The sequence below is a fragment of the Paraburkholderia sp. J11-2 genome (assembly GCF_905220185.1).
In the GTDB taxonomy this organism is placed as follows: Bacteria; Pseudomonadota; Gammaproteobacteria; order Burkholderiales; family Burkholderiaceae; genus Paraburkholderia.
Window position 1 is genome coordinate 1 of sequence record NZ_CAJMYY010000002.1, and the last position, 23,307, is coordinate 23,307.

21 protein-coding genes and 2 pseudogenes are annotated in these 23,307 nt (G+C 57.7%); 10 read left to right on the plus strand and 13 right to left on the minus strand.

Annotation, left to right across the window (positions count from 1 at the left end; genetic code table 11):
* Positions 1 to 3,471: beta strand repeat-containing protein (locus U5A57_RS02300; protein ID WP_415774574.1), on the minus strand; the 3,471-nt coding region annotated here is incomplete at its 3' end.
* Between the two features lie 237 nt (positions 3,472 to 3,708).
* Positions 3,709 to 3,882: pseudogene (locus tag U5A57_RS41650) on the minus strand (ESPR domain-containing protein); the annotation flags it as partial.
* 1,376 nt (positions 3,883 to 5,258) lie between these two features.
* Here U5A57_RS41650 and U5A57_RS02305 point away from each other — a divergent pair.
* Positions 5,259 to 5,903: a response regulator transcription factor gene (locus U5A57_RS02305; protein WP_321907833.1), complete on the plus strand. Its 645-nt coding sequence runs from the start codon at positions 5,259 to 5,261 to the stop codon at positions 5,901 to 5,903.
* Positions 5,904 to 5,946: 43 nt separating this feature from the next.
* On the opposite strand, the gene U5A57_RS02310 is transcribed toward U5A57_RS02305, so the two are convergent.
* Both U5A57_RS02310 and U5A57_RS02315 read right to left on the minus strand, forming a co-directional pair.
* Positions 5,947 to 6,228: a hypothetical protein gene (locus tag U5A57_RS02310; RefSeq protein WP_321907835.1), complete on the minus strand. Its 282-nt coding sequence runs from the start codon at positions 6,226 to 6,228 to the stop codon at positions 5,947 to 5,949.
* A gap of 561 nt (positions 6,229 to 6,789) precedes the next feature.
* Entirely contained in the window at positions 6,790 to 6,996 is a 207-nt protein-coding gene (locus U5A57_RS02315; RefSeq protein ID WP_321907838.1) for a hypothetical protein, read from the minus strand.
* Here U5A57_RS02315 and U5A57_RS02320 point away from each other — a divergent pair.
* Positions 6,976 to 8,277, plus strand: a pseudogene (locus tag U5A57_RS02320) (UDP-N-acetylglucosamine 1-carboxyvinyltransferase). The gene U5A57_RS02315 and the pseudogene U5A57_RS02320 sit on opposite strands and share 21 nt — an antisense overlap.
* Before the next feature lie 180 nt (positions 8,278 to 8,457).
* Here U5A57_RS02320 and U5A57_RS02325 read toward each other — a convergent pair.
* Positions 8,458 to 9,102 carry a hypothetical protein gene (locus tag U5A57_RS02325; protein ID WP_321907840.1) on the minus strand — a complete coding sequence of 215 codons (645 nt, stop codon included), beginning with the start codon at positions 9,100 to 9,102 and terminating at the stop codon, positions 8,458 to 8,460.
* A 202-nt stretch (positions 9,103 to 9,304) separates the two neighbouring features.
* Between U5A57_RS02325 and U5A57_RS02330 the strand changes: the two genes are divergently transcribed.
* The 4 genes from U5A57_RS02330 (at position 9,305) to U5A57_RS02345 (ending at position 11,633) form a co-directional block, all read left to right on the plus strand.
* Positions 9,305 to 9,544 (plus strand): hypothetical protein, encoded by a 240-nt coding sequence (locus U5A57_RS02330; protein WP_321907842.1) that lies wholly within the window; start codon positions 9,305 to 9,307, stop codon positions 9,542 to 9,544.
* A 46-nt stretch (positions 9,545 to 9,590) separates the two neighbouring features.
* Positions 9,591 to 10,361: a peptidoglycan DD-metalloendopeptidase family protein gene (locus tag U5A57_RS02335; RefSeq protein WP_321907844.1), complete on the plus strand. Its 771-nt coding sequence runs from the start codon at positions 9,591 to 9,593 to the stop codon at positions 10,359 to 10,361.
* 214 nt (positions 10,362 to 10,575) lie between these two features.
* Complete coding sequence (locus U5A57_RS02340; RefSeq protein WP_321907846.1) at positions 10,576 to 10,905, plus strand: hypothetical protein; 330 nt, start codon at positions 10,576 to 10,578, stop codon at positions 10,903 to 10,905.
* A 176-nt stretch (positions 10,906 to 11,081) separates the two neighbouring features.
* Positions 11,082 to 11,633 carry a septal ring lytic transglycosylase RlpA family protein gene (locus U5A57_RS02345; RefSeq protein ID WP_321907848.1) on the plus strand — a complete coding sequence of 184 codons (552 nt, stop codon included), beginning with the start codon at positions 11,082 to 11,084 and terminating at the stop codon, positions 11,631 to 11,633.
* A 35-nt stretch (positions 11,634 to 11,668) separates the two neighbouring features.
* Here U5A57_RS02345 and U5A57_RS02350 read toward each other — a convergent pair whose 3' ends face one another.
* On the minus strand, positions 11,669 to 12,619 hold the full coding sequence (locus U5A57_RS02350) for a LysR substrate-binding domain-containing protein (protein WP_321907850.1): 951 nt from the start codon (positions 12,617 to 12,619) through the stop codon (positions 11,669 to 11,671).
* A 379-nt stretch (positions 12,620 to 12,998) separates the two neighbouring features.
* Here U5A57_RS02350 and U5A57_RS02355 point away from each other — a divergent pair, with 379 nt between their 5' ends.
* The 3 genes from U5A57_RS02355 (at position 12,999) to U5A57_RS02365 (ending at position 14,464) form a co-directional block, all read left to right on the plus strand.
* Positions 12,999 to 13,280 (plus strand): hypothetical protein, encoded by a 282-nt coding sequence (locus U5A57_RS02355; protein WP_321907852.1) that lies wholly within the window; start codon positions 12,999 to 13,001, stop codon positions 13,278 to 13,280.
* A 262-nt stretch (positions 13,281 to 13,542) separates the two neighbouring features.
* Complete coding sequence (locus U5A57_RS02360) at positions 13,543 to 13,770, plus strand: hypothetical protein (RefSeq protein WP_321907853.1); 228 nt, start codon at positions 13,543 to 13,545, stop codon at positions 13,768 to 13,770.
* A 10-nt stretch (positions 13,771 to 13,780) separates the two neighbouring features.
* Positions 13,781 to 14,464 carry a response regulator gene (locus U5A57_RS02365; RefSeq protein ID WP_321907854.1) on the plus strand — a complete coding sequence of 228 codons (684 nt, stop codon included), beginning with the start codon at positions 13,781 to 13,783 and terminating at the stop codon, positions 14,462 to 14,464.
* 275 nt (positions 14,465 to 14,739) lie between these two features.
* On the opposite strand, the gene U5A57_RS02370 is transcribed toward U5A57_RS02365, so the two are convergent.
* The 7 genes from U5A57_RS02370 to U5A57_RS02400 all read right to left on the minus strand — a co-directional run bounded on the left by U5A57_RS02370 (position 14,740) and on the right by U5A57_RS02400 (position 21,896).
* Positions 14,740 to 15,093, minus strand: a complete 354-nt coding sequence (locus U5A57_RS02370) for a hypothetical protein (RefSeq protein ID WP_321907855.1) — start codon at positions 15,091 to 15,093, stop codon at positions 14,740 to 14,742.
* A 45-nt stretch (positions 15,094 to 15,138) separates the two neighbouring features.
* Positions 15,139 to 15,429: a DUF3717 domain-containing protein gene (locus tag U5A57_RS02375; RefSeq protein ID WP_321907857.1), complete on the minus strand. Its 291-nt coding sequence runs from the start codon at positions 15,427 to 15,429 to the stop codon at positions 15,139 to 15,141.
* A gap of 326 nt (positions 15,430 to 15,755) precedes the next feature.
* Positions 15,756 to 16,145 carry a hypothetical protein gene (locus tag U5A57_RS02380; RefSeq protein ID WP_321907859.1) on the minus strand — a complete coding sequence of 130 codons (390 nt, stop codon included), beginning with the start codon at positions 16,143 to 16,145 and terminating at the stop codon, positions 15,756 to 15,758.
* Between the two features lie 282 nt (positions 16,146 to 16,427).
* Positions 16,428 to 16,799 (minus strand): hypothetical protein, encoded by a 372-nt coding sequence (locus U5A57_RS02385; protein WP_321907861.1) that lies wholly within the window; start codon positions 16,797 to 16,799, stop codon positions 16,428 to 16,430.
* A gap of 519 nt (positions 16,800 to 17,318) precedes the next feature.
* The gene (locus tag U5A57_RS02390) at positions 17,319 to 20,648 is read right to left on the minus strand and encodes an ATP-binding protein (RefSeq protein ID WP_321907864.1); all 3,330 of its coding nucleotides are present in this window, start codon (positions 20,646 to 20,648) and stop codon (positions 17,319 to 17,321) included.
* A 107-nt stretch (positions 20,649 to 20,755) separates the two neighbouring features.
* The gene (locus U5A57_RS02395; protein WP_321907866.1) at positions 20,756 to 21,502 is read right to left on the minus strand and encodes a response regulator; all 747 of its coding nucleotides are present in this window, start codon (positions 21,500 to 21,502) and stop codon (positions 20,756 to 20,758) included.
* 226 nt (positions 21,503 to 21,728) lie between these two features.
* Positions 21,729 to 21,896: a hypothetical protein gene (locus tag U5A57_RS02400; protein WP_321907867.1), complete on the minus strand. Its 168-nt coding sequence runs from the start codon at positions 21,894 to 21,896 to the stop codon at positions 21,729 to 21,731.
* A gap of 667 nt (positions 21,897 to 22,563) precedes the next feature.
* On the opposite strand from U5A57_RS02400, the gene U5A57_RS02405 reads away from it, so the two are divergent.
* Complete coding sequence (locus U5A57_RS02405; protein WP_321907868.1) at positions 22,564 to 23,208, plus strand: response regulator transcription factor; 645 nt, start codon at positions 22,564 to 22,566, stop codon at positions 23,206 to 23,208.
* Positions 23,209 to 23,307 lie beyond the last annotated feature (99 nt).

Here is a 23,307-nt window from a genome sequence, read left to right on the forward strand (position 1 = left end):
GTAGGTGTCGCCGCCCACGAGATACGTCGGAGCCGAGATCGAGCCGTCGCTGTTCACCGTCGAACCGCCACCCAGCGCTGCCGCCGTCGAACTGGACACCGAGTACAGCTGCGAGCCGTTCACCGCGTCGAGGCTCGATGCGTTCACCATGCCGTTCGCCACGTTGTGCAGTGCCACTGCCGACGTTGCCGACGTGCCGCCCAGCGTTACCGAGTCATGCGCCGACGAGTCGTACAGCACTGCATCTGCCAGTTGCCCCTGCATGTTCGTGATCTGGCCATCGATGGTCGTCACGTCACCGGCGAGGTTCGTCACGTTGCCAGCCAGGTTCGACACGTTTGTGTTAGTCGCATACAGCTGCGAACCGTTCACCGCATCAAGGCTCGATGCGCTCAGCGTACCATTCGCCACGTTGTGCAGCGCGACTGCCGAAGTCGCACCCGTACCGCCCAGCGTTACCGAGTCATGTGCCGACGAGTCGTACAGAACCGCATCAGCCAGCTGGCCGTTGATGTTCGTGATGTCGCCAGACAGGTTCGAGATGCTCTGGTTCGTTGCGTACAGCTGCGAACCGTTCACTGCATCAAGGCTCGATGCGCCCAGCGCGCCGTTGGCCACGTTGTGCAGCGCCACTGCCGAGGTCGCCCCCGTGCCGCCCAGCGTCACCGAGTCATGTGCCGACGAGTCGTACAGCACTGCATCGGCCAGTTGACCCTGCATGTTCGTGATCTGGCCGTTGATGGTCGTCACGTTGCCCTGCAGCGTCGTCACCGCACCCGAAAGGTTCGACACATTCGTGTTCGTCGCATACAGCTGCGAACCGTTCACCGCGTCGAGGCTCGAAGCACTCAGCGTGCCATTCGCCACGTTGTGCAGCGCCACTGCCGACGTTGCACCCGAACCGCCCAGCGTCACCGAGTCATGCGCCGACGAGTCGTACAGTACCGCATCAGCCAGCTGGCCGTTGATGTTCGTGATGTCGCCCGACAGGTTCGAGATGCTCTGGTTCGTCGCATACAGCTGCGAACCGTTCACCGCATCCAGGCTCGATGCGCCCAGCGCGCCGTTGGCCACGTTGTGCAGCGCCACTGCCGAGGTCGCACCCGTACCGCCCAGCGTCACCGAATCATGCGCCGACGAGTCGTACAGTACCGCGTCAGCCAGTTGACCCTGCATGTTCGTGATCTGGCCATCGATGTTCGTGATCTGACCATTGATGCTCGTCACATTGCCCTGCAGCGTCGTCACCTCACCCGAGAGGTTCGACACATTCGTGTTCGTCGCATACAGCTGCGAGCCGTTAACCGCATCAAGGCTCGACGCACTCAGCGTGCCATTCGCCACGTTGTGCAGCGCCACTGCCGAGGTCGCGCCCGTGCCGCCCAGCGTCACCGAGTCATGTGCCGACGAGTCGTACAGCACTGCATCGGCCAGTTGCCCCTGCATGTTCGTGATCTGGCCGTTGATGGTCGTCACGTCACCGGCGAGGTTCGTCACGTTGCCAGCCAGGTTCGACACGTTTGTGTTAGTCGCATACAGCTGCGAACCGTTCACCGCATCAAGGCTCGATGCGCCCAGCGTGCCATTCGCCACGTTGTGCAGCGCCACCGGCGTGGTCGAGCCCGAGCCGCCCAGCGTCACCGACGTATGCGCCGACGAGTCGTACAGCACCGCATCGGCCAACTGTCCCTGCATGTTCGTGATCTGGCCGTTGATGGTCGTCACGTTGCCCTGCAGCGTCGTCACGTTACCCGCGAGGTTCGACACATTCGTGTTCGTCGCGTTCAGCTGCGAGCCGTTCACAGCGTCCGTGCTCGTCGCACTCAGCGTGCCATTCTGCACGTTGTGCAGTGCCACCGGCGTGGTCGAGCCCGAGCCGCCCAACGTCACCGACGTATGCGCAGACGAGTCGTAGAGCACCGCATCGGCCAGCTGGCCCTGCATGTTCGTAATCTGGCCGTCGATGGTCGTGATCTGACCATTGATGGTCGTCACGTTGCCTTGAAGGGTCGTGACATTACCCTGCAGCGTCGTGATGTTGTTCGCGTTCGCCGTGATCTGCGTATCGGCCGCGTACAGTTGCGAACCGTTCACCGCGTCCGTGCTCGTGGCCGCCACCTGACCCGCTGCCACGTTCGTGACCGTGCGTTCAGCGCCTGCCGAACCCACGCTCACCGTGCCCGTCGGGCTCGTGCCGGCATAGTTGTACGTCGTGCCGCCGATCACGCCGCTCGCCGTGCCCACCGCTGCCGAAGTCGTTGCGCCACTGCCCAGCGCGACCGAGTTCGCCACGCTTGCGTTCGCGCCGTAGCCGATCGCAACTCCGTTCTGGCCGCTCGCCTTCGCGTTGTAGCCCATTGCCGCTGAGTTGTTGCCAGTCGCGACTGCATTTGCGCCAACCGCAGTTGCGTACGTGCCGCCACTGGCGGTCGCGGACACGCCAAGCGCCGTACCAGCCTGGGCAGAGGCCGTCGCGCCATTGCCAAGCGCCATGGCGTCCATCCCGCTAGCAACTGCCACACCGCCAAACGACCCACCAACGCCCATGGCAATAGCGCCCGTCCCCGACGCGGTCGTTGAACTGCCGATAGCGACTGAGCCGTTGCTACCGGAAGCCGTCGAGCCACTCCCCAAACTAACGACGCCACCTCCGCTTGCAAGCGTGTTAAGGCCAATCGCGACACCGCCCCCGCTCGTGGCCGTCGCCGCCGGACCGATTGCCGTGCTGTTCGTGGCTACGGCCGACGAATCTGCCAGCGACGAATTCGTGTGGAAGTACTTGATCCCGCCGCCGTTGTTGATGTTGTTGACGGTGTTCGAGAGGTTCGTCACGTTCGTGTTCGTCGCGTTCAGCTGCGAACCGTTCACCGCGTCCGTGCTCGTCGCACTCAGCGTGCCATTCTGCACGTTGTGCAACGCCACCGGCGTGGTCGAGCCCGAACCGCCCAGCGTCACCGAAGTATGTGACGACGAGTCGTACATCACCGCGTCGGCCAGCTTGCCTTGCAGGTTCGTGATCTGACCGTTGATGGTCGTCACGTTGCCTTGCAGCGTGGTGACCTGGCCCTGGATCGTCGTGACCTGACCTTGCAGCGTCGTGATGTTGTTCGCGTTCGTCGTGACCTGCGTGTTGGTTGCGTAAAGCTCGGAGCCGTTCACCGCGTCCGTGCTGCTCGCAGTCAAATTGCCCGCTGCCACGTTCTGGATCTGACGCTCGGCGCCAGCGGCACCTACGCTCACCACACCGATCGGCGCCGTGCCAGCGTAGCTGTACGACGTGCCGCCGATCATCCCGCCAGGAATGGGGGTAGCCGCAACAGTGGCTTTCGCGCCATTGCCCAGCGCGACAGAGTTCGCCAGCGTCGCAGTGGATAGCAAGCCGATGGCCACGCTATTGTTGCCGAGCGCAAACGACTGCGTTCCGAGCGCTGTAGCACCGCCTGCTGCGTTACTACCAAAGCCAAAAGCCACGCCGAGGTCGCCAGTGACTGACGCAAACGTGCCGAAGGCTGTTGCTGCCAGATGGTTACCACCGGAAGCAGCACAGCCCGCAACGGAAGACCAGTCCCCACTGCCGTCGACCGCGTTGTAATTAGTACCGTAGCTGTAGCCATTAAGCGAACCACCAGCGCTACTACAGGTATAGGTTCCAGCGCCAATGGTATCTGCTTCAGCGACGGTTGAATATCCACTCAACGCGGTTACCGCCATAACCGCAGACGAAGCAACCAAAGTCTTGACCGATGAGCGTTTGCCACGCGCGGCAGCGTTCTCCTGCACAGCAACCCATGTTCCTGCGGCTTCGTTCCACACCGTCCGATACGACTTATTCATTTGCATTCCTGATTTATTTACAAATATTCCTATCGATTTCCGATCCATCGAGCAGCACAGCAATCGTCCCGTCTCTCGATATTCTGAGAAGTCTCACCTATTGATTTTTTCCACTCGCTAGAGTACGCATCAGGCCAAACCAGATGCCCCAGACGAGTACGGGTTTGACCGTCGTCGTAACGCACCAGGACAGAACGCGGACGCTAAACAGTCCACGCCCTGAGTCCGCTCCTGGCGACCACAAGAACAGGCAGCAGAAATACGACGGACGCGCCGGACTATTACGGGATCGAAAGCCCAACCCAATTCCGGACTAGTCCGGTGCCATTGGGGCAGTACTATTCGCGCCCGCTTTTTGCCCATCGCAGTTGCGTACGTGCTGCCAGCCGCACTCGCAGGCGAGCTGAGCGCCGCACCGGCCCAACAAAGGCCATCGCGCACATTGCGGCCATCCCGCCTGCCGGGGTGATACCCGCCGTCGAATCTCAAACGCCCAGCGCAATAGCGCCAATCTGAGCCACCTGAGCAGCGACATTGCCAAGGCAAACATGCCCGCAAATTGACAACGTCGCGATGTTGCTAAAAGAAGTGTGAGAGGCGAGCCGGACAAGTATGGTTACGACTTGGCACCGAGCAGATATGACCATTCTTAACACCCACTGACGGCTTCACACGTCACCCGTTACGCACAGCGGCGCGGGTCTGCCTGGGCAATCCAAGGCCTGTCATGATTTGGATGGATGCACACGAATTCCGTAGACGAATCTGTGCAATGGATCTAGATACACGGAGTGAAACAGGGCCTGTCCAACTCAGCGACGGCCTCCGAGTCCGTCGCACCTCTCGCGCTGTTGCGGGAAGGGATACGCTCAGCCGGATCGATCTCGTACGCCGGCATTTCCGCGCCCGCCAGCTTGCGGGCAACATCGACTAGTTCTTGCCCGCGCGCGGCTTCGCAGTCGTATGCGATGCGGCCCTTTACCGACAAGACAGTTCCAGTAACGGATTCGCCTCGCATAGCAGGACGGCGCGCGCAATGGCGAACCGAACGTGGCTTGCTGCAAACGAGCACCGTGCCAATCCGAGTGCCGATCCAAAAAAAGGGCGCGACCCCGTCGAGCCTCGCCGATGCGCACGGTAAATCCGGATCTATGCCACCGCAGTTCCGAACTTGTCCTGCCACGAAAGGTAAAGGCCTCGCGTAGCATGCATATTGAGTTGATTAGTGCCCAACTGGCACAGGGGAAAGCTGCGGTGGTTGGATTCTGCATGCGCCGCCCCTCTCGCGAATTGGGCCCGCACTTCAGGATCGGTAGTTGTTCTCAGACGAGCGCTGGAATACAGGAATCGAGCGAATAATTTGATATGCGCATATCACGGTTGATCATTTTGTCCGCCAAACAATAATCGCGAATGGGATTGTCATGCGAAGCGTTCCAATTCATGCTTTACTGGCGGACAGTCAACCTATCGTTGTATGTGGCGCGCGCTACGTATTGTCGACCGCAAGCACAATAGCCGTCACCAAAGCCGCACACGACTCTGGCGAGATGATGGACGCGTTGGCCAATCAATACTTCGACGTGCTTGTCGCGGACTATTCGATCTCCGGCGCCCGGTTCAGTGAAGGCCTTGCGCTTTTCGACACGATTCGCCAGCGCCATCCAAACCTGAATGTGGTAGTGACAACGACCACGGAAAACGCAATATTGACGCGGGCGCTTATCGAACTCGGTATTCGCTGCATTATCAGCAAGTTCGATATGACCAGTCATCTGATCAAAGCCATTTATTCGGCTTTTTTCGGAGGAACCTACCTGTCTCCGGCGCTGCACAAGAACCTCCATCGCGCCGAATTCATTGATCGAAATGTGCGCGCGCTTTCCGCACGCGAAATCGAGGTCGTGCGACTGTATGCGTCCGGACTAAGCTTAAAGGAGATTGCCGGCAGGCGCGCGCGTAGCATCAAGACGGTCAGTACGCAAAAGTCCAACGCGATGGCGAAACTCAACATCACACGCGATACGGATCTCGTTCGCTACGCGATTGAAGTCGGTCTCGGCGGCTAACCCGCCGGACATACTCTGGCCTAAGGGTGCGAACCACCGACGGTCATGCGGTTGCCAGCGTGAGCACCGCGATCAACAGTACGACCACATGACCGATTGCTGCAAAATAAGCTGGAAAGCACAGCGTTTTGGACTCGTTGAGGCTTCGCCGGAACTCATCGCCAGTCCATGTCACGCCAGCGGTTGCGATGATCGCAAACCCGCCAGGACCTAGCAAACCCCTATCGGCCATCGTGCCGTAACACGCCAGGACAACCAAAATGAGCAGCAAGGCCAACGGCCCGATGCCAACCATCTCCGACGAATAAGTACGCACTTTTTCCATTGTCTCCTCTCACACAATTGCGCTGAAAGCGTTCGGCACCCCATGCCCCATGAATGCAAGAACAGATACATTCAGCACACTAGCATCGGAGTTGCTGGAAAAGTGTCCATATAACGATATTTGACTTTCTTTTCGGCGGCATATCTATCAGACACTGTATATTGGACCCCGTTAAGTTTTATAGGGAATCGTCGCGCAGAAATTTTTTGCGATGATAAAGAGCGCTACACTTGCGCTGAGAGTTTCCACGTGCATTTCAGCGTGACCATGATCCCCCATAATCCTGGCCTGATGCGGCGCGAGCGCGCGGCATTGGACCTCTTTGAAGCCAGATCCGATCCGAACTTTGCTTCGGCATCCATGGCAATCATCGCCTGCGGCCAGGCGCAAATCTGCTCGGCTCGCCCGGTCGATGCTCGTCCATGCGCAACAGACGGCGGCACGTCATCCGCAATGCGGATGCGCTGCGGCCTATGTCTCGCGCGGTCGCACAACTTCGCATAAGCACGAATGCACGTTAGACGTCGTGGCGTCCGCGCGAACGCGGCGATGCGCAATGCTTTAATCGTTCTCGGCCAATTCGAGGTCAATAGCGCAGCGCATTGAATCCCGTTTTTTACAAGAGCTGTCGACCGCCGATCTCCCGGCATCCAGCGGGATCATCCAGACAGTGGCAACCATCCCGGCATGTCGACGTGAAAGCGTGATATCGCCTTCAAGGCCCGATTTTTTAGTACGTTTTCGAATATGTCCAACCTGATCGTCCACGGCGGATTTCCACTGCGGGGAGAGCTCACGCCTTCGGCCAACAAGAATGCCGTTCTGCCTGTTCTCTGCGCCACGCTGCTCACCAATAAACCGGTGCGCCTCGTCGGCGTGCCGGAGATCACTGACGTCACCAAAATTCTCGACATCTTCCGCTCGTTGGGCAGCGAAGTTTCTGTGAACTTCTCGACGGGCATTCTCGACCTGCATCACCATGCAACCGACTTCGATCCAGCGACGCACCGGCTACCCGAGGAGATGCGTTCGTCGATCATGCTGATCCCCCCGCTGCTTGCGCGTTTTGGCGTAGCGCGCCTGGAGAGCGACGTGAAAGGTTGCACACTCGGCGTGCGAGAGATCGACCCGCACGTCGAGGTATTCGAACGTTTCGGGGCACGCGTTACGCGCACCGACGATTCCCTGATCGTGCGCCACGACGGGCAGATGATTGCTAACGATCACTGGCTCGATTATGTGTCGGTTACGACCACCGAGAACTTTGCACTTTGCGCGGCGTCCGCCAAAGGAACCTCCACGCTCGTCAACGCAGCTTCGTAGCCACACGTGCAGGAGTTCTGCCGCTTTCTGGCCATGCTTGGCGTCGGTATCGAAGGCATCGGCACCTCGCGGCTCGGCGTGACAGGCGGCGGACAGCTCGGCGGCGGCGAGTTCCGCTTCAGCGAGGACTTCCACGAGATCACGACTTTTCTGGCGCTGGGCGCAATTACGGATGGTGATATCGCAGTCAGGAACTCGGCGCCGGAGCACTTCCCCCTGATCGACAGGACCTTTGCCAAGTTTGGCGTGCATGTTGTGCATCGCGACGGTTGGTCGCGTGCGCTAAGCAACGGCCCGCTCAAGGTACAGCGGCCGTTCACGCAGAATATCCTGACCAAGATCGAAGCGGCGCCGTGGCCGTATCTACCCGTGGACCTGCTGCCGATCTTCGTTGCGCTCGGCGTGAAGGCGCAAGGCAGCGCGATGTTCTGGAACAAGGTCTACGATGGCGCGATGGGTTGGACCAGCGAATTGTCGAAGTTCGGTGCCCACGCATTCCTTTCGGATCCACACCGGCTTATCACGTTCGGAGGACTGACGCTGACGCCCGCCCGCGTCGAGAGCCCCTATATTATTCGCGTTGCAATCGCACTACTGATGGTTGCGGCGAGCACCGAGGGGCGCTCCGAGATCATGCATGCGCAGCCTATCCGGCGGGCGCACCCGCGCTTCGTCGAAAATCTGTGCGCACTGGGTGCAAAGGTCAAATGGACCAGTGGCGAGTGAGCACAGGCCGCGCTTCGCATGGGCGTCTTGAGCGTTCGTGCACCAGAACGCCGGATACACCCGGTCGACATCTCGCGGCGCGCACGTAACACCAGCGTCCGCCCTGCATAGAACGACTACATCCGCATGGGCGCCGTGTGACGGGCGCCCATGCAGCACATCTCACGTTTTAGTCACGTGTTACTGACGCGGCGCAGCCGTGGCCGATGAAGCAGGCATTGCGCTATCGCTTGCGACCGAAGGAGTAGCGGCAGTTGCTGCGTGATCCGCATTCTTCACGCTCGTCATGTGCACGGCGTTATGCTTCGCGTGGCGCTTCGTGTGCTTCTTGTGCTTATGCTTATGTTTTTTGTACTTGACAGGCACAGTTGCCGGCTCGCTTGAAGTCGAGTTGGCCGTGGCAACCTGGCCACGCGCGTTTTGCACGACCTCTTCCTTCACCTGCTGCGTGATCTGCGCGACCGCCGCCTGCGCGACCTGCTGCTGGACTGCCTGTGCAACCTGAGCTGCGGCAGCCTGCGCCACCTGATCCTTAACCGCCTGCACCACCTGCGCGGTAGCGGCTTGCGCTACCTGGTCCTTCACCGCATTGGTCACCTGGACGGCCTGATCGACCTGAGCGTATGCGCCGGCCGAGAACAGTGCTGCAACAGCGACCATTACGAACTTCTTCTTCATCACGGTATATCCCTGCTTGATTGAATCGCCGATGAAATTGTTCGGCTTCGACCAAACGCACGATGTCGACAATGAGTTGACCGGATAGCGCCGCAAATTAACGCCTTTAAAGATGTTTATCAATTGACCACTATAAAATGAAATCACTATCGTTATCCGTTCGCAATCCGTAATTAAATTAGTAAAGGATCATCAAATCCTTGAAATCCATAACCAACGACGCAGACAATCGATATACGATAGTTCTTTATTCCGCATCGATCTCACCGCCTCAATCATGAAATACGGCGCCTTCCTGCTTACTGTCGCATGCGTCTGCGCAGGCATATCCTGTGCCGCGAAAGGCATCATGAAGGACGCACCGGCACCCACCGGACTCCATGCATACGGCGAACGGTTGACGCCGGTCATGCGTCATCCACAACTCGACCGCAGCTATTGGGGCGTAGCGCACGTCTTTCACCGAAGCGGCAGCAAGCGCCGCAATGCGGGATGCAATCACGAACTGTCCCAGGCTCACCCCTGCCCCGGCGCGGACAAGGGACTCCGTGATCCGTCGAACGCGCCCGCAGCCAGCAATGCCGCATAGCGCGGCATACACGCCTCAGCAACTCCTGGAATTTTGAGTCTGAAAAATGAACTTGACGATCGGCGATAGACACGGCGCAGTCTATTCTGCGCGACGCCTCGTGCACTTCCTGATTCCCGTGCTTTGCGGCAGCCTTGCCCAGGTGACTGGCTGCAGTACCGTGCCGGGTTCCCAGAACTGTGCGCCGCAGTCGGGCGCACTCGCCCACGCGGAACTCCCGCTGGCGCGCGCTGGCTACTATCGCGTCAACAATGGCGACACTGTCGCGTCGGTGGCGTCCGGGTTCTCCCGCGACCCATCTCTAATCGCGAAGTGGAACGGCATATCGTTCGACTCGCCTCTCGCCGCTGGTCAACTATTGCGCGTCGCGCCGGTCGCAAACCCTGTCGCCGCGAACCCGACGCCAGCTTGCGAAGCCCAGCCAGGCGCGGACCCGGCAGCGCACGAACTCGCGTGGCCGGCGGACGGTCCCGTTCTCAAGACGTTCAGCGCCGCCGGCTCGAAAAATATGGTGATTGGACTCGCACCAGGCGCTCCTGTACGTGCCGCGCGAGGCGGGCGCGTCGTGTACGTGGGTAGCCAGATCAAGGCATACGGCAACCTGATCGTCATTAGGCACGACCGCCACCTGCTCACCGCGTATGGCAATGCAGGGCGAATCCTCACCCGGGAAGGCGCGGTCGTCACCCAAGGCCAGGCGATCGCGGAAATGAGCGATCAACCAGATGGAAATCAATCGCTCATATTCGAGGTTCGCAAGGACCGTGTTCCCGTTGACCCGGCGGGATTGCTAACTGCGTGTCATCAGGCCAGGTAGTCTCAATCGGGACGAAGCGATCATGGCATCCTCGAAGTGTCAAATTGAATGGAGGTCTGTAACCCCGGGGGCGAACGGTAATTTACCGAAACTATCCGCGCAGCTCTGTTACTCATCCATCGCATCTCACTAACCCATCCACTGTAGACTTCTTGCGCTTCGGCACCCTGTCGACAGCATTGTTAACTGTAATTAACATTCATAAGGATTCCATATGAAATTGAAGAGCCAACTCATTCTGTCCTTGATCGCAGGCTGCGCAACGATTGCTGCCGGCACGGCCCACGCGGGCGTTTCCATCAACCTCGGCAATACTGCAGCCCCAACGTTCGTCGCCCCGGCGCCGGCTACGGAAGCCACGCCCGGCTGGCACGGCGACCGCTACCACGACGACCATCGCATGGGAGATCGCAAGGACTGGGAAGCGCATCAACGCATGGCCCAGGACCATCGCGAAGTGCGGCACGACGAACGTCATGACGAACGCGCCCGCCATGACGCTGATCACCGTGACGATCACGGCGCCTTCCATCACCAGGGTTGACCTCACGATGGCTCCACAGCCGTCCTCGCGCAGCCAAGGGTATAAGCCCCGCTCACGAGGACGGCTCTTCAAGACGACTGCGATACACGTCCTTGTCTGGATCGGCAGCACTGCAGCCCGCGACATCGGGATCTGTATTGATCCGCTGTATTCGTGAACAAATACAGGTTCAACCCGTGATCAGAAAGACGCGCCATATCAGGCTGGCAATCATGATGTCAGCGGCGGCAGTGCTGGCTGGCTGCGCCAGGTTCCCCTTGGCCCACCATTCCGGAGCTCCTGCGCCGGGCAATGGTTCGGGAAGCAAAGGGCATCCGGAACCGGATCACCCGTACAACATCGCGCCTGAAACGCCAAAGGGCGGCACAGCGCTACAACATGGATTCCGGCAGTCGGGCATTGCCTCGTGGTATGGACGGGCCTTCAACGGTCGTCGTACCGCAAATGGCGAACGCTTCAATACGAACGCCATGACCGCCGCACACAGGACCTTGCCGCTCGGCTCATACGCGCGGGTGACGCTCCCGCGCACCGGAAAGTCGGTCATCGTTCGTATCAACGATCGGGGACCGTATACCCACCATCGAATCATTGACCTCTCGTATGCCGCGGCATCGGCGCTGGGGATACAACGAACCGGGACGGGTCGCGTGATTGTCGAAGCGGTTGGCTCGCCGACGCCTCTCTATGCCAGTTCGCGCAAAGGCGAAAGCAAGAAGCGCGGCTGAACAGGCTGGAACTCGCCCAGCGAGGGCGATAATCTCTAGATCAATATTTCAACGGAGTGCATGGCGCGCCGTATGTCGGGAGCCTGCGTCCATTCTTCGGCGCGCACCGTTTCGATCAGGCAGTCAATAAAGCAACGCGACGCGGCATCCGCAGGTTCACCAGTGCGCGTAATGATGCCCACCATCGAATCATCGAGCTGTTCACGCACCGGCACCGCACGCAGGCCGTCGCGCTCCGCACACAATTCCACCAACGGCCATGGAAAGATGCTCACCATGTCCGTTCCCCTGAGCAGCGCGACAGCCACGGTCAGCGAATGCAAATAGTGGATGCTACGCGGCACCGGCAACCCGTGCTGCGCGAACATCCGGTAGGAAGCATGGCCCTCGGTTTCGGGGTCGAGCGCAACCAGCCAGTCGAGGTGGAGCAAATCGGCCAGTGAACGGCTTTCTGCATTTGGGTGATCGCGGCGCGCGACCACTGCACGGCTCGATGCAAACAGCGGTCTATATGTGAATTCGGAACTGGTTGCGCCTGGCGTCTGCCGGCCTACATACACGTCGAGGCTACCGTCGCGTAGCCGCGGATTGGCGATTGCGAGCAGTCCTTCGAACAGTTCGAGCTGGACTTGAGGCATCCGCGCCCGGAAGCGGGCAACCGCCCCTGGAAGGAACGCGAGTGCGACCCATGCCGTGACCGCAACCGAGAGACGTTTGCGCGTGTTGCCGCGTAGCGCATCCATGGCTTCGTGAGCGCGCGTCACCTGCGAGGCCACGAGCCGCGCGTGGGTGAGCAGCGTTTGCCCGCTCGCGGTCAGCGTGACGCCCGAGGGCGTACGCAGGACGAGTTGCATTTGCACCGATTCCTCCAGTAACTGGAGGCACTGGGTAATCGCGGCCGGCGACGAATTGATCAGACGCGCCGCACCGCGAACACTGCCCGTGTCTGCGATAGCGACAAGCGCTCGAAGCTGATGAATCTTCATGGCACCCCTGTCATAGGTATCGAGGAAGCGTGTTCGGTCCTACTTTACGCGTTCCGCTCTGCCCTGCGTTCCTCGATGACTTTCCCGGGCGTATCTTTGCGACACGTTCCCAGCGTCGATTCAGCATGCAGGTTGGCCGCACGATTTTTTTAAGGTGCTACTACATGACCCGCTTCGCGCCTTTTTCGCGCAGGTCGTGTGGCCGGCATTCTGGATATCAGAATGAATTGATTCGTTTGCGAACATAGCTCAACCGCGGCGCGCCGCAGCAGTCAAGCAAGGCTTCCTGCCCGAGCGACGCAGTCCGACGTATTGACCGAAGACGACCAACGCCCTTCGCTAACTCCGAAAGGGTGAGTGTGGAGCGAGGAGAGAGAAAATGTTTGATGCAGAAGCCGCTGTGACGTTATTGAACAACTGGGGCCACGAGGCGCTCGCTGAAGGATGGCCCGTATGCCTCGAAATCCTGCAAGAGGGCAATCTGGCGTTCACGCACGAACAAGGCTATATCGGCGAACGCAGCATTTTCGACGCCAAGGCGTGCCACGCCGAGTCACTGCGCTTCTGCGACGGTTCGCGAGCCGTGCGCCTGATATCTGGGGATAGCGCAGGCGGCTGGACCAGATGGACCGCACTGTTGCCTGTTCAGCCGCTACAGTAGTCCTTCAACGGCCGTCGCGGCGGCGGGCGCTTCATCGGACCTGGCGAGGCAAATTGAAGCTGCACTTCCCTTCGGTCAGCGGGCGGGATATTCGAGCCCTGCCCGCTTTTCCGGGCGCGACAGTCGTTCGACCAAACCGTTTCGACAACCGCCCTGATGCGTCGGCACGTCGCACTTCGTAGCGGACTTGTCTGGGTCTCTCAGCACACGTGTTTTCTTATCCTGATTTCATCCAGAAACATTGTGCGACAGAGAGGAAGTCATGAGCCCGCTTGCATTGCTCGACGTTGCGCGCAGGTGCGACTGCGCGCATTCAGCCATCCATTTCGATCGTCCAGTCCAGTGCGAAGCAACGCCGCCTGAACCGGACGGCCTGCTTACCCACTCCCTGGTTCAGGAGTCGTGGCTGTTTCTCCTGCTCGGCGGGGTCATCCTGCTCGCAATCATGTTCTTCGGTGCGCTGCTCGCTCTTCAGATATTGCTAGGCTAATCGAACTGTCATGTCTAACCATGTGAAAATTCGCGTCATCCTTGCCGATGACCATCCCCTGGTCATCGCCGGAGCCACGCGCTATCTATCCAGAATCGAAACGATAAACATCGTTGGGACTGCTCACGATTCGGGAGATGTCGTGGAGAAGCTCGACCAAACGACATGCGACGTACTGATCACCGGCTACTCCATGCCAAACGGAAAATTTGGCGACGGCCTTGCTTACCTCTCGTTCCTGAGACGGCGCTACCCTCACCAGAAGATCATCGTGTACACGTCAGTTGACGATCCTGCGCTAGTTTCGGAAATCAATCGATTGGGAATCCGCGCAGTGGTAAACAAGATGAGTGAGATGGAAACGCTGCTTGCAGCGATCAACGCTGCTTTTGCCGGCGATACGTTTTCCCCCGAACCTGAGGTAGGCGGTCAACGTGAGACAGTGACTGTCGATGAGCAGCGAAAGCATCCTCTTAGCGCGCGAGAAGCCGAAGTCATGCGCCTTTTCATCTCCGGTTTAAGGATTAGTGAAATCGCGCAGAAGCTAAGAAAGACTCATAAGACGATAAGTACCCAAAAATGTGCTGCCATGCGAAAGCTTGGAGCTAGAGGCGATGCCGACCTGTTCCGGATCTTTTCCATCGGCGGCCGGAATCTGGTTGGCGGCTTCAAGCCTATGCCTATGGTGAACTAGCCGTAGAATGTGACGCAGCCCCCTGGCTGAAACGACCCCAGCCATATAACACATCATGTGAACTTCCTGCGCTTCTTTCATACGTTTGACCATTCCCGAAAGCGTCGCAAATGGGGCGCCAAACCTTAACCGATCTCGCCAGCTAAGTCTGCACCGGCAGCTCAGTCGTGTGATGGGATGGCGGATCAACGCAGCATGGGCAGACTGCCTCACGACTTGGGCAGGAGCGTGGAAAGAAAACTGCGTCCCCGCGTTGCGATGGCAAGACTCCGCGGCTAGTCCCGATCGTGCCGAGTCATGGCGCTCATGGCCGCAGTGAGGTCTGGGTCGGCCTTCGGCCATCGCCGCGCTACAATTACCCGCTCGCTGACCCGGCGCTCAGCACCGTTGTGTTCGTGCGACAACGTAGCGCGCTTGAACACCCTGGAGGACGGGCCGCGCTTGCCCTGCGCGACACAGCCCGCGTCGCTGACTTCGCCTTTAGCCTGCATCTTCCGTAGTGCAACTGCAACGCCGCCCACGCTAGCATTGAGAGCGCGTGTGAGTTGCGCAATCGTCCATTCACTTCCATCAGCCATTCGCTCGGCAATGCGGCCCTGAAGCCGCGTCGCGACATCTCCCTCTTTCATCGTGCCCCTCCGTTGGCTAATCCTGCCTCCCTTGATCGACGTACCTCACTCTTCCTTGGGCAATGACTCGCGCCACAGGAGAATCGCCAGTTGCTCACTGGGCGGCAGGCTTGCAAGATCGACCGTGTGACGGCGCGTGGCGACGAGCCAACGATATCGCTTCTGGAGCCCAGTCAAGGGTTGAGCAAATAATAGATCCCATGCAGTGCGCAGCGCCTCCCGCTGCCAATAATGCATGGCTAGTTCGAGCTCCGTGAGCGTTACGCTCCGCATCTCGTCACGCGGCTGAAAGCCACCTGTCACACAAGGTCTTCCGGACTCTCCCTCATTCTTCATCTGCAATCCTGATTATTTATCTGGAGTAGGCCTGTCGATCGGGACGAATGGCTCGTGTATTCCGGGAGCGGCGGCCTTACTACCAGCTCACGCCGCAACGACCGAGCCGTCCCCGACGAAGTGCGGGCTAGCGCGCGGTGAATGCGCGAAAATCGTCGCAATCTCATATCGCCTCCCCATCACGCCAGCGTCCGGCTTTGCTCAATAATAAGCAAATCGTGGCGAAGGCGGCACCCTGGCGATGGGGGGGGGTAGCGAACGCAGATGTCCTGGAGCATATGTTGGCTGGTTGCGCTAACGGCGCGGCATCCCCGCCTTCGCCCGAATTACCTACGTTTTGGAGTAGGCGCTGTGCCATCCCATTTGAACGGGTCGAAACGACCACCAGGATCAGCGCAAGTTTCCATGAAGGGGGCGACCTCGGACTGATCTGCGAAGAGTTCGAATCGCGGATCGTTGTACGCGAGGTACGCGATCTGGTTCATCCGGTCGCGCTTTGCTTCTTGTTGGGCAAGCAATTCAGCGTTCTCATGCGCGAGTTGGTCATAGGTAACCCGGCCGGATTTGTGTGCCGTTGCGTACATCCATGCCGCCGTCACGTCGTCGTTGCACTGCGCTTCCAGATCGACTGCCGGCGTTACGCCGGTTGCGTCATTTTGCGCGTGGGAAGCGCTCGCGGCCGCGCTGACCAGAAGCGCACAGAATATCGTTCTCATGCCTCTACATTTGTAGGTGCGGCGCAGATTAGCGCCGCCGCGGCCGTGGAGTATTCCTGCAGCGCCTACAAACTAAGGGCATCTTGAAATAATGTCATTCGGCCCCGGCTGATGCTCGAGGCGACCGACCGGCTCGCGATACGCTGCCTCGCAGCGAACTTCTCTATTCGTCCGACTCTGATTGTGGCCGTACAAAGGCTGCCTCGGCCGATCGACACGCTCCGCGACTGTCCATTCCGAAGCTGACTCGATCGTCCCTCACAGTGCTCTTGAAATGGCCTCCTACATGGACGCTGAAGATCGGCCTGGATCGGCTCCGCAGAGAAAGGCAACATCGACCGGCCCATTTTCGGCCTGAAAGGCGATCTTTTTTATATAGAGCGTTTGTGCGCCTTTATTTTGCCGTCCGCATATATCAAAGGCCTTTGCCAGGCACGCGCTGGTATCTTCCGTGGCCCCGGAACAGCCAACGTGAAACGTAATGGATTTCGCCTCGAGGAAGCTACTCAGGATGGGTACTGTTTGCGGTTGGAACCCAAAGAATAGAAGCGAAGCACAGAAACCAAATACGATCAAAAATCCAGAAGCGAGAATTGATATTATGGCAAACGTTATCATTTTCGTATCATAAAATGAACTTTTCACCACATCCATTTTTCACCCGCACCCTCTTCGACCTGCGCCCTAATCGAAGCCTGCCAGCGTGGTGCAGAAGGCTACCGGCCAGCATTACCCATCGACTGTTATTCTGTCGTTTATGTTCAATTCCAACGCTTCGCGAATATAATCCGGATAAATTCATAGCGTTACTTGTACCAAATATAAATTGGTTCGAAAATAAGCAAAACCGGATAAAGCGAATAGCCTTAGCGTGTTCCGTTTCGTGCCGAGCATCGGAACATCAGAAACGACAATTTGATGATATGCCCGGCGCGTTCACGCATGTACCAGACTTGTTCGGAAGCGAGGTATCTATGGATTACCAGGTTCCGGCTCGAGAGCACGGACGCGAACCGAGCGCGCTAGACAGATGATCTGTCACCAATCATCTGGTCGAGACGTCGGGAATGATCCACGTCACCCAACTCCGCACCTCAGCCCAAGACGAGCCGTTCGAGTGAGCAACGCCTCACCGCAATTCCTTCCAGCATTGCGGAGGTGGAGGAGATACTGTTAGCGCCCGTCTTCGGTATCGGTAGCCAGCAGACCGGCAAGTTGCGCAGCCAGTTCGTCAATGTCCGCGCGCAAATCCGAATCGCCACTGAAGAGCACCCGTTCCATTGCCTCGCACTTCTCGCCCTGTTCTCTGCACCCGGTCATAAAAAACATGCCCTTCAAGGAATGGAGTTCTGAGCGCATCTGTGTCGCGTTATTGTGCTTGCATGCGTCCCGCAACACCTCGATGGACTTTGAGCTTGTCTCGGCAAAGCTGGCACGCAAATGCGCCGGAATCGACGCCACGCGATCGGGTGGCGGCGTATTTTCCATATCGGGCGCCAGGACATTCAACCCTTGCAGCAATTGATAAAGCGTCCGCATGGATACGGGCTTCAGGAGGATATCTCTGGCTCCGGCTCGTTCACATCGCTCTCGCTCATCCGCCGTTGCCTGCGCCGTAATGACGATGCACGGCAAATCCGGGAGTTCGGCGCCTACCGCGACACAGACCTCGTCGCCGTGCATGTCCGGCATGTTCAGATCGGTTAGCAATACGTCCCATTGCTTTGAATGAAGCTCGGCCAATAGAGCAGCCCCGGAGTTGACCACCAGCGCGTCGGCCCCCAGTTGCTCGAGTTGATCAGCCAGCAACTGTGCGTTCACCGGATTGTCCTCGGCGGCGAGGACGCGAACGGCGCGACGCGGCGCGGGCACTTGCCCACCTTGTGAGAAGGATTCTCCGCCTATGCCCCCCTGGCCTGCACGAACATCGCCGTCGAGCGCCATACGCACCGCTTCATGCAGTGCCGTAATCGAACAGGTAGACACCGTGATGATTTTCCCCGTTTGTACTGGCCGGGCTGGTGCGTCGCGCTGGCAGTCCACGACCCATTTCGCAGCGTCGACAATCCGGTCTTCGTCGTCCTGATCCCAGGCCGCTCCGTCGTGAAACATGACGACGAAGTCGTAGTCGCCGACCTCGTCGTCATCCAGTGAGTCGAGCCGCTGTTCATATCGGACAGACAGCCCCCATCTCGTGAATTGGGGAGCAGCCCACGCGTGCCACTCATCCAAGGATGCCAGGAGCAGAACGTTGCCGTTCAGGTCTGCAGTCACCTCTGTGATTTGCACCCGATCGTCAAGCGGCAGGCGCACGATAAAGCGACTCCCTGCACCGACACTGCTCTCAACAGACAAACTGCCAGACATTGCGCGAACGAACCACTGACAAAGAAATAGCCCAAGGCCAGTTCCGCCGAATCGGCTGGCGATCGATGCATCCGCCTGAACAAAAGCCTCGAATATCCTGCTCATTTGCTCTTTGGTCATACCGATGCCGGTATCGCGAACCTCGATGACCAGCATTTTCTCTTCCGGCTCAATACGGGCTATCGCCTTCACGATACCAGATTCGGTAAATTTTATAGCATTGCTAATCAGATTATGGATGACCTGTGCCAGGCGATTTTTATCCCCATAAAATTGCTGAGTCATTTCCATATCGATATCACTTGCCAGCATGATTCCCTTACCGGCAGCGACGGGTGCGAATAACATCAGAGCCTGCTCGATGACAGGGACGACCTGAAATGGAACGCACTCCAGGTTCATTTGACCGGCGCCGATTCTCGAGATATCGAGCACGTCACTAATGATAGTCAGAAGTCCAGCCGAGGATGCGCGGATTGTCGAGAGTCTCGCTTTCTGCGAATTGTTCAGCGTTGAATCGCCCAGAAGCTCGAGGTTGCCTATGATGGCGCTCAGTGGCGTCCGTATTTCATGACTGATCATGGCAACGAAGTTGGACTTCGCCGCGTTTGCCGACTCGGCTGCCTGCTTCGCGTCCTTTAAATACTCTTCGATTCTTTTTTGCTCAGTGATGTCTGAAAATGCCGCGACGAGGATATCCTGGCCAAGGTAGCGAGCCGATGAGACATTCACGGAGTAAGTATTCGCACTACCGGAAGACGAGACGATTTCAATCTCAACTGGCTTGACGATTCGTTGCGTGCCGCTTTTCTTCGGTTCGGGCGGCGAAAAATCATCCTTGTTCACCTTGGCAAGGAGCGCTGGAACGGCGGCCGTCCCCACCCTGTGCATCGTGGGACTGTTCAGGAGCGGGGTTCCACTGTCCTTAGCGATGAGACTCAAGCCGATTGGGGCCGTCTCGATCAATGTCCGGCTTAAATGCTCGCTCTCAAAAACGCGACCCGATCGATCCATGATCGGCTTGAAGTAGCGCTTCATCATAAGCAGCAATGTTGCCCATTGGCCCAGAATGATCGCAAACGTCATGCATGCGGACAGGAGCATGTGCCCTGCAATAGCCGACACGACCTCCTGCCAGGAAAACACATACGTCAATTTCCATCCTGTATCGCCAAGACCTTCGGAGAAACTGACGAAGTGTCCGTCGAGAGATCCTGGCATCTGGAGATCGCCGGCCTGCCCAAGACCAGACAACGTCGGCGGCTCGAAGCCGTGTGCCGTTCTCGCGACCACCAATCGCCCCGTGGGATCTGAGACGAGGTAGGTTCCCCGGCCCAAGGAGGACAGTGACGAAAACAGGATCTTGGGATCGAACTCGACCACGACTACCGCAAATGGAATTGCCGCATTGAGCACAACGCCTGCAACTCGTCCGGTAACCTCACCGGTAACCGGACTCATGGCTGGCGTCAACCAATGAAGCTTGCGTTTCACGGCCGGTAAGCGCGTATCGGCATCCGGTTGATCAGGTTTCGACAAATCAATGCGGATTGATTGCATCAAAGATGAGCGGTCGGAATGGATCTGCTCGAGCAGCGCTGCTGAGCGGCGGGACGGAACCAGCATGCTCGCGAAATCGGAGTCCGTACCGTAGAAGTACGCTCCCTTGAGGAGCCCCTCCCAGGCCACGTCGTTGACAGCAACGCCTTGCTCCAATATCTGGGCGAGCGCCAGCATGCGCGGAAGCGCTGCATCCGATGCTGTACAGCCTGGCCGGCCCACTGATACAAGCGCCATGCCGGGCACCGGTTGCGGGACAACGGAAGTACAGCCGCCCATCACGAACGCGCCCACCCAATCGGCCGGAGCCTGCCTGCCCCTTGCCCACGACACTTCGGCGCCGACCACCATCGCTCGAAAGAAGGTTTCCTTGACCTTGATGGCTTCAGTCATGACGTTCTTGTCATTGAAAAACTGCTGCCGCTCACGATCAATTTGAGCCTTGACCATGACTGCAACATTGACAAGAAACGCAACGATGACCATTGCGGTCACAATTGCGCCGCCGCCAAAAACCACCAGTTGGTGATAGTGTCGGAGTTCTGCCAGTGGTCTAAACCGGCTGATTCTAGGCACGCCCTGTCCTTAAGCCGCGTCGTGTACTTGTGGCTGTTGCAGCGCGCTCCGATACCGCATGCAGCGAAATCGGAGCCCCTTATTCCTCCGTCCAACGCACTCTGGTTTCACTTGTCCGCCCCACCACTCGGCAGGCCGGAGTTGTTATCCCCATCTTCGTGCGGCGCGCTGGTGTGATGTCGATCTTCGCGTCCCATGGCCAATCCCGCGTCAAAGGCGTAGCGGAAAAGATCCGCATCCCGCGAAATTCCCAACTTGCGCTTTACGCTGACTTTTTGGCCGCTGATCGTCTGTTTGCTGCGATGGAGGATTTCGGCAATTTTCCCGACCGAATGACCTGACGAGTAAAGACGAAGGAATTCCAATTCCTTGCCAGTCAGCCGAACGTCGCCTGCTGCGTCCTCGGCGGCCGAACGCAGCGGACGCCCAGTATTGGCCAGTTCCTCCACGTTAACCACACTGGGCGAGAAATATTCAGCGCCGGCGTAAACTTCGTTGATCGCCGTAATAAGATGTCGCGACTCGTCCCTCTTACTAACAATGGCTGGAATACCAATCTTGCGCATTTGCTGCACCATTGCCTGATTGTCCATCATCGTCAAAACGACTATTTTGAGCCCAAGGAATCGCCGCGCAAGAAATGCGAGCAGCATCAGCCCGTCGCCGAATTCGCCACCCGGCATAGCATAGTCGGTCAGCAGAATATCGCAATGTGTGGAATTGAGACGCTCGATGATTTGGGTTGAATTATTCGCTGTCCCGACGATATTGATGAACGGCACGCGCGCCAGTTCATGAAGTATGCCGGCGACCACAGTGGGGTGGTCGTCGGCAACAAGCAGATCGATCTTCATAACACCCCCTGAACGGTACCTGGAAGCTCTGTGCAAGCACACGAAAGTATCCGACCCCAGCCGCCTGACATACCAGACATGTACGGTTTAGCAGCCAATCTCGAATCAGGCCGCGACTTTGCCTCGCGCCGTTATTCAAAAGTATGCAAACGTCTCGCCCCTATTCGATCTGCATGCTGTACACGATCGGCCTGGACGCCACGCCAGCGCCTCACGATCAACCCTTTCAATTTCCTGCGCCCACCTTCCAATTCTTTACCATCGTACGCCTTTGGACAGGAGATGCCAGCAGGTACTTATTCACCTGCGCCAGTATGTGATCCTGCTCCGTTTTCCTTAGACTCACAAACGCCAGCAGCACGCTCAGTGCGCTGATCGAAAACTGGCTCTTCATTCAATCTCCTTTCATTTATTGGTCATTTTCCGGTCCCGACCACAGCTCGTTCTACATGTGAAACACGTGAACACACCCTGCCGACTATCTCGCATGCTGTCCTGCACTTGATCCAAGATACATTCAAACTTAACAATTGACGTTGCTTAATGATTGCAGACATGTCCGGAAAGCAAACGCCTTTCGATGCACGGTGAATCACATCGGCTCGACATGACCGGCATCGCATAGTGACGAGCAATGGCTACCTGCGCTCCCCTGGATCAAAAAGTAGTCAGCGGATTTGAAATTATGGCCACAACGCCACCATTTGGCGCTATTCACCTCAGCTCCGTGACGTCACATGCCTTTGAGCGCATAGGTATCGCGATATTTTCGGAATGCGAACTTATTCGACGAGAATTCGCGTTGCCAATCGGCGACGTTAGCGTACTCTTTGGGAGACCCAGACTTGTCCGATTTCACCCCCCATCTAAAAGTCTTAACATTAAATTCATATCAAAAACATTCCAGTCAGGCTAAATTCTCCCGCTTTTAGACCAGCTTATTCAAAAAATACGACATTACAACAGTCAAATCATGAGATCCGCTGACTAGCGGCACAAATGACCCTTTGCGGTAGTCTCATTTCCGGATCTTTGGTTTTTTTCTTTTTTCTGATCCACACATGATCTCTACCAAGAAAGAATGCCGAGTGATCATCGCCGATGACCATCCCTTCGTAACGGCTGGAATCAAGCATTTTCTGGCTGGAAGTGATTCCCTTGAGATCATCGGAACGGCACACGATTCAGGAGAGATTGTCGAACTATTGGATCATATCGGATGCGACATTCTGATTTCCGACTATTCCATGCCTAATGGCAAGTACGGCGATGGCATCAAATTCCTCTCGTTCCTGAGACGACGCTATCCGAACCTGAATATCATCGTGTATACCGTGATCGAAGAGCCGACCCTGCTGACGAAAATCAGCCGGTTAGGCATTCGTTCAGTCGTCGACAAATCAAGCGACATGGAGATGCTGCTCTCTGCGATAAATGCAGTTCGCGCCATTGACCAACGGGCTCCCAGGCACGTCGCAGCAGCAAGAGTCGAATCAAGCGTTGCACACGGACAGCAACGCGTAGCGCTCAGCCCACAGGAAGCAGAAGTTGTTCGCCTTTTCATTTCCGGGCTCACTGTCGATGAAATCGCACGAACGCTATGCCGAAGTAAAAAGACGATAAGCACGCAGAAGAACGCCGCAAAGAATAAGCTAGGCATCAAACGCGATGTCGAATTATACCGCCTCTTTCTCGGCTTCGATTAGTCATAGCCGACAAATATCGACGGTCTTCTGAATCGCACCATAGCGATGCGGAAAAATCACGACAAAGCGTTAATCCCTATTCACGCAGACCTGGTTCGG

Excerpts from the sequence above, each read along its gene's own strand:
- U5A57_RS02305 (WP_321907833.1), top strand. The coding sequence starts at position 5,259 with ATGCGAAGCGTTCCAATTCATGCTTTACTGGCGGACAGTCAACCTATC.
- U5A57_RS02310 (WP_321907835.1), bottom strand. The coding sequence starts at position 6,228 with ATGGAAAAAGTGCGTACTTATTCGTCGGAGATGGTTGGCATCGGGCCG.
- U5A57_RS02330 (WP_321907842.1), top strand. The coding sequence starts at position 9,305 with ATGAAGGACGCACCGGCACCCACCGGACTCCATGCATACGGCGAACGG.
- U5A57_RS02335 (WP_321907844.1), top strand. The coding sequence starts at position 9,591 with ATGAACTTGACGATCGGCGATAGACACGGCGCAGTCTATTCTGCGCGA.
- U5A57_RS02340 (WP_321907846.1), top strand. The coding sequence starts at position 10,576 with ATGAAATTGAAGAGCCAACTCATTCTGTCCTTGATCGCAGGCTGCGCA.
- U5A57_RS02350 (WP_321907850.1), bottom strand. The coding sequence starts at position 12,619 with ATGAAGATTCATCAGCTTCGAGCGCTTGTCGCTATCGCAGACACGGGC.
- U5A57_RS02355 (WP_321907852.1), top strand. The coding sequence starts at position 12,999 with ATGTTTGATGCAGAAGCCGCTGTGACGTTATTGAACAACTGGGGCCAC.
- U5A57_RS02360 (WP_321907853.1), top strand. The coding sequence starts at position 13,543 with ATGAGCCCGCTTGCATTGCTCGACGTTGCGCGCAGGTGCGACTGCGCG.
- U5A57_RS02365 (WP_321907854.1), top strand. The coding sequence starts at position 13,781 with ATGTCTAACCATGTGAAAATTCGCGTCATCCTTGCCGATGACCATCCC.
- U5A57_RS02370 (WP_321907855.1), bottom strand. The coding sequence starts at position 15,093 with ATGAAAGAGGGAGATGTCGCGACGCGGCTTCAGGGCCGCATTGCCGAG.
- U5A57_RS02375 (WP_321907857.1), bottom strand. The coding sequence starts at position 15,429 with ATGAAGAATGAGGGAGAGTCCGGAAGACCTTGTGTGACAGGTGGCTTT.
- U5A57_RS02380 (WP_321907859.1), bottom strand. The coding sequence starts at position 16,145 with ATGAGAACGATATTCTGTGCGCTTCTGGTCAGCGCGGCCGCGAGCGCT.
- U5A57_RS02385 (WP_321907861.1), bottom strand. The coding sequence starts at position 16,799 with ATGGATGTGGTGAAAAGTTCATTTTATGATACGAAAATGATAACGTTT.
- U5A57_RS02395 (WP_321907866.1), bottom strand. The coding sequence starts at position 21,502 with ATGAAGATCGATCTGCTTGTTGCCGACGACCACCCCACTGTGGTCGCC.
- U5A57_RS02400 (WP_321907867.1), bottom strand. The coding sequence starts at position 21,896 with ATGAAGAGCCAGTTTTCGATCAGCGCACTGAGCGTGCTGCTGGCGTTT.
- U5A57_RS02405 (WP_321907868.1), top strand. The coding sequence starts at position 22,564 with ATGATCTCTACCAAGAAAGAATGCCGAGTGATCATCGCCGATGACCAT.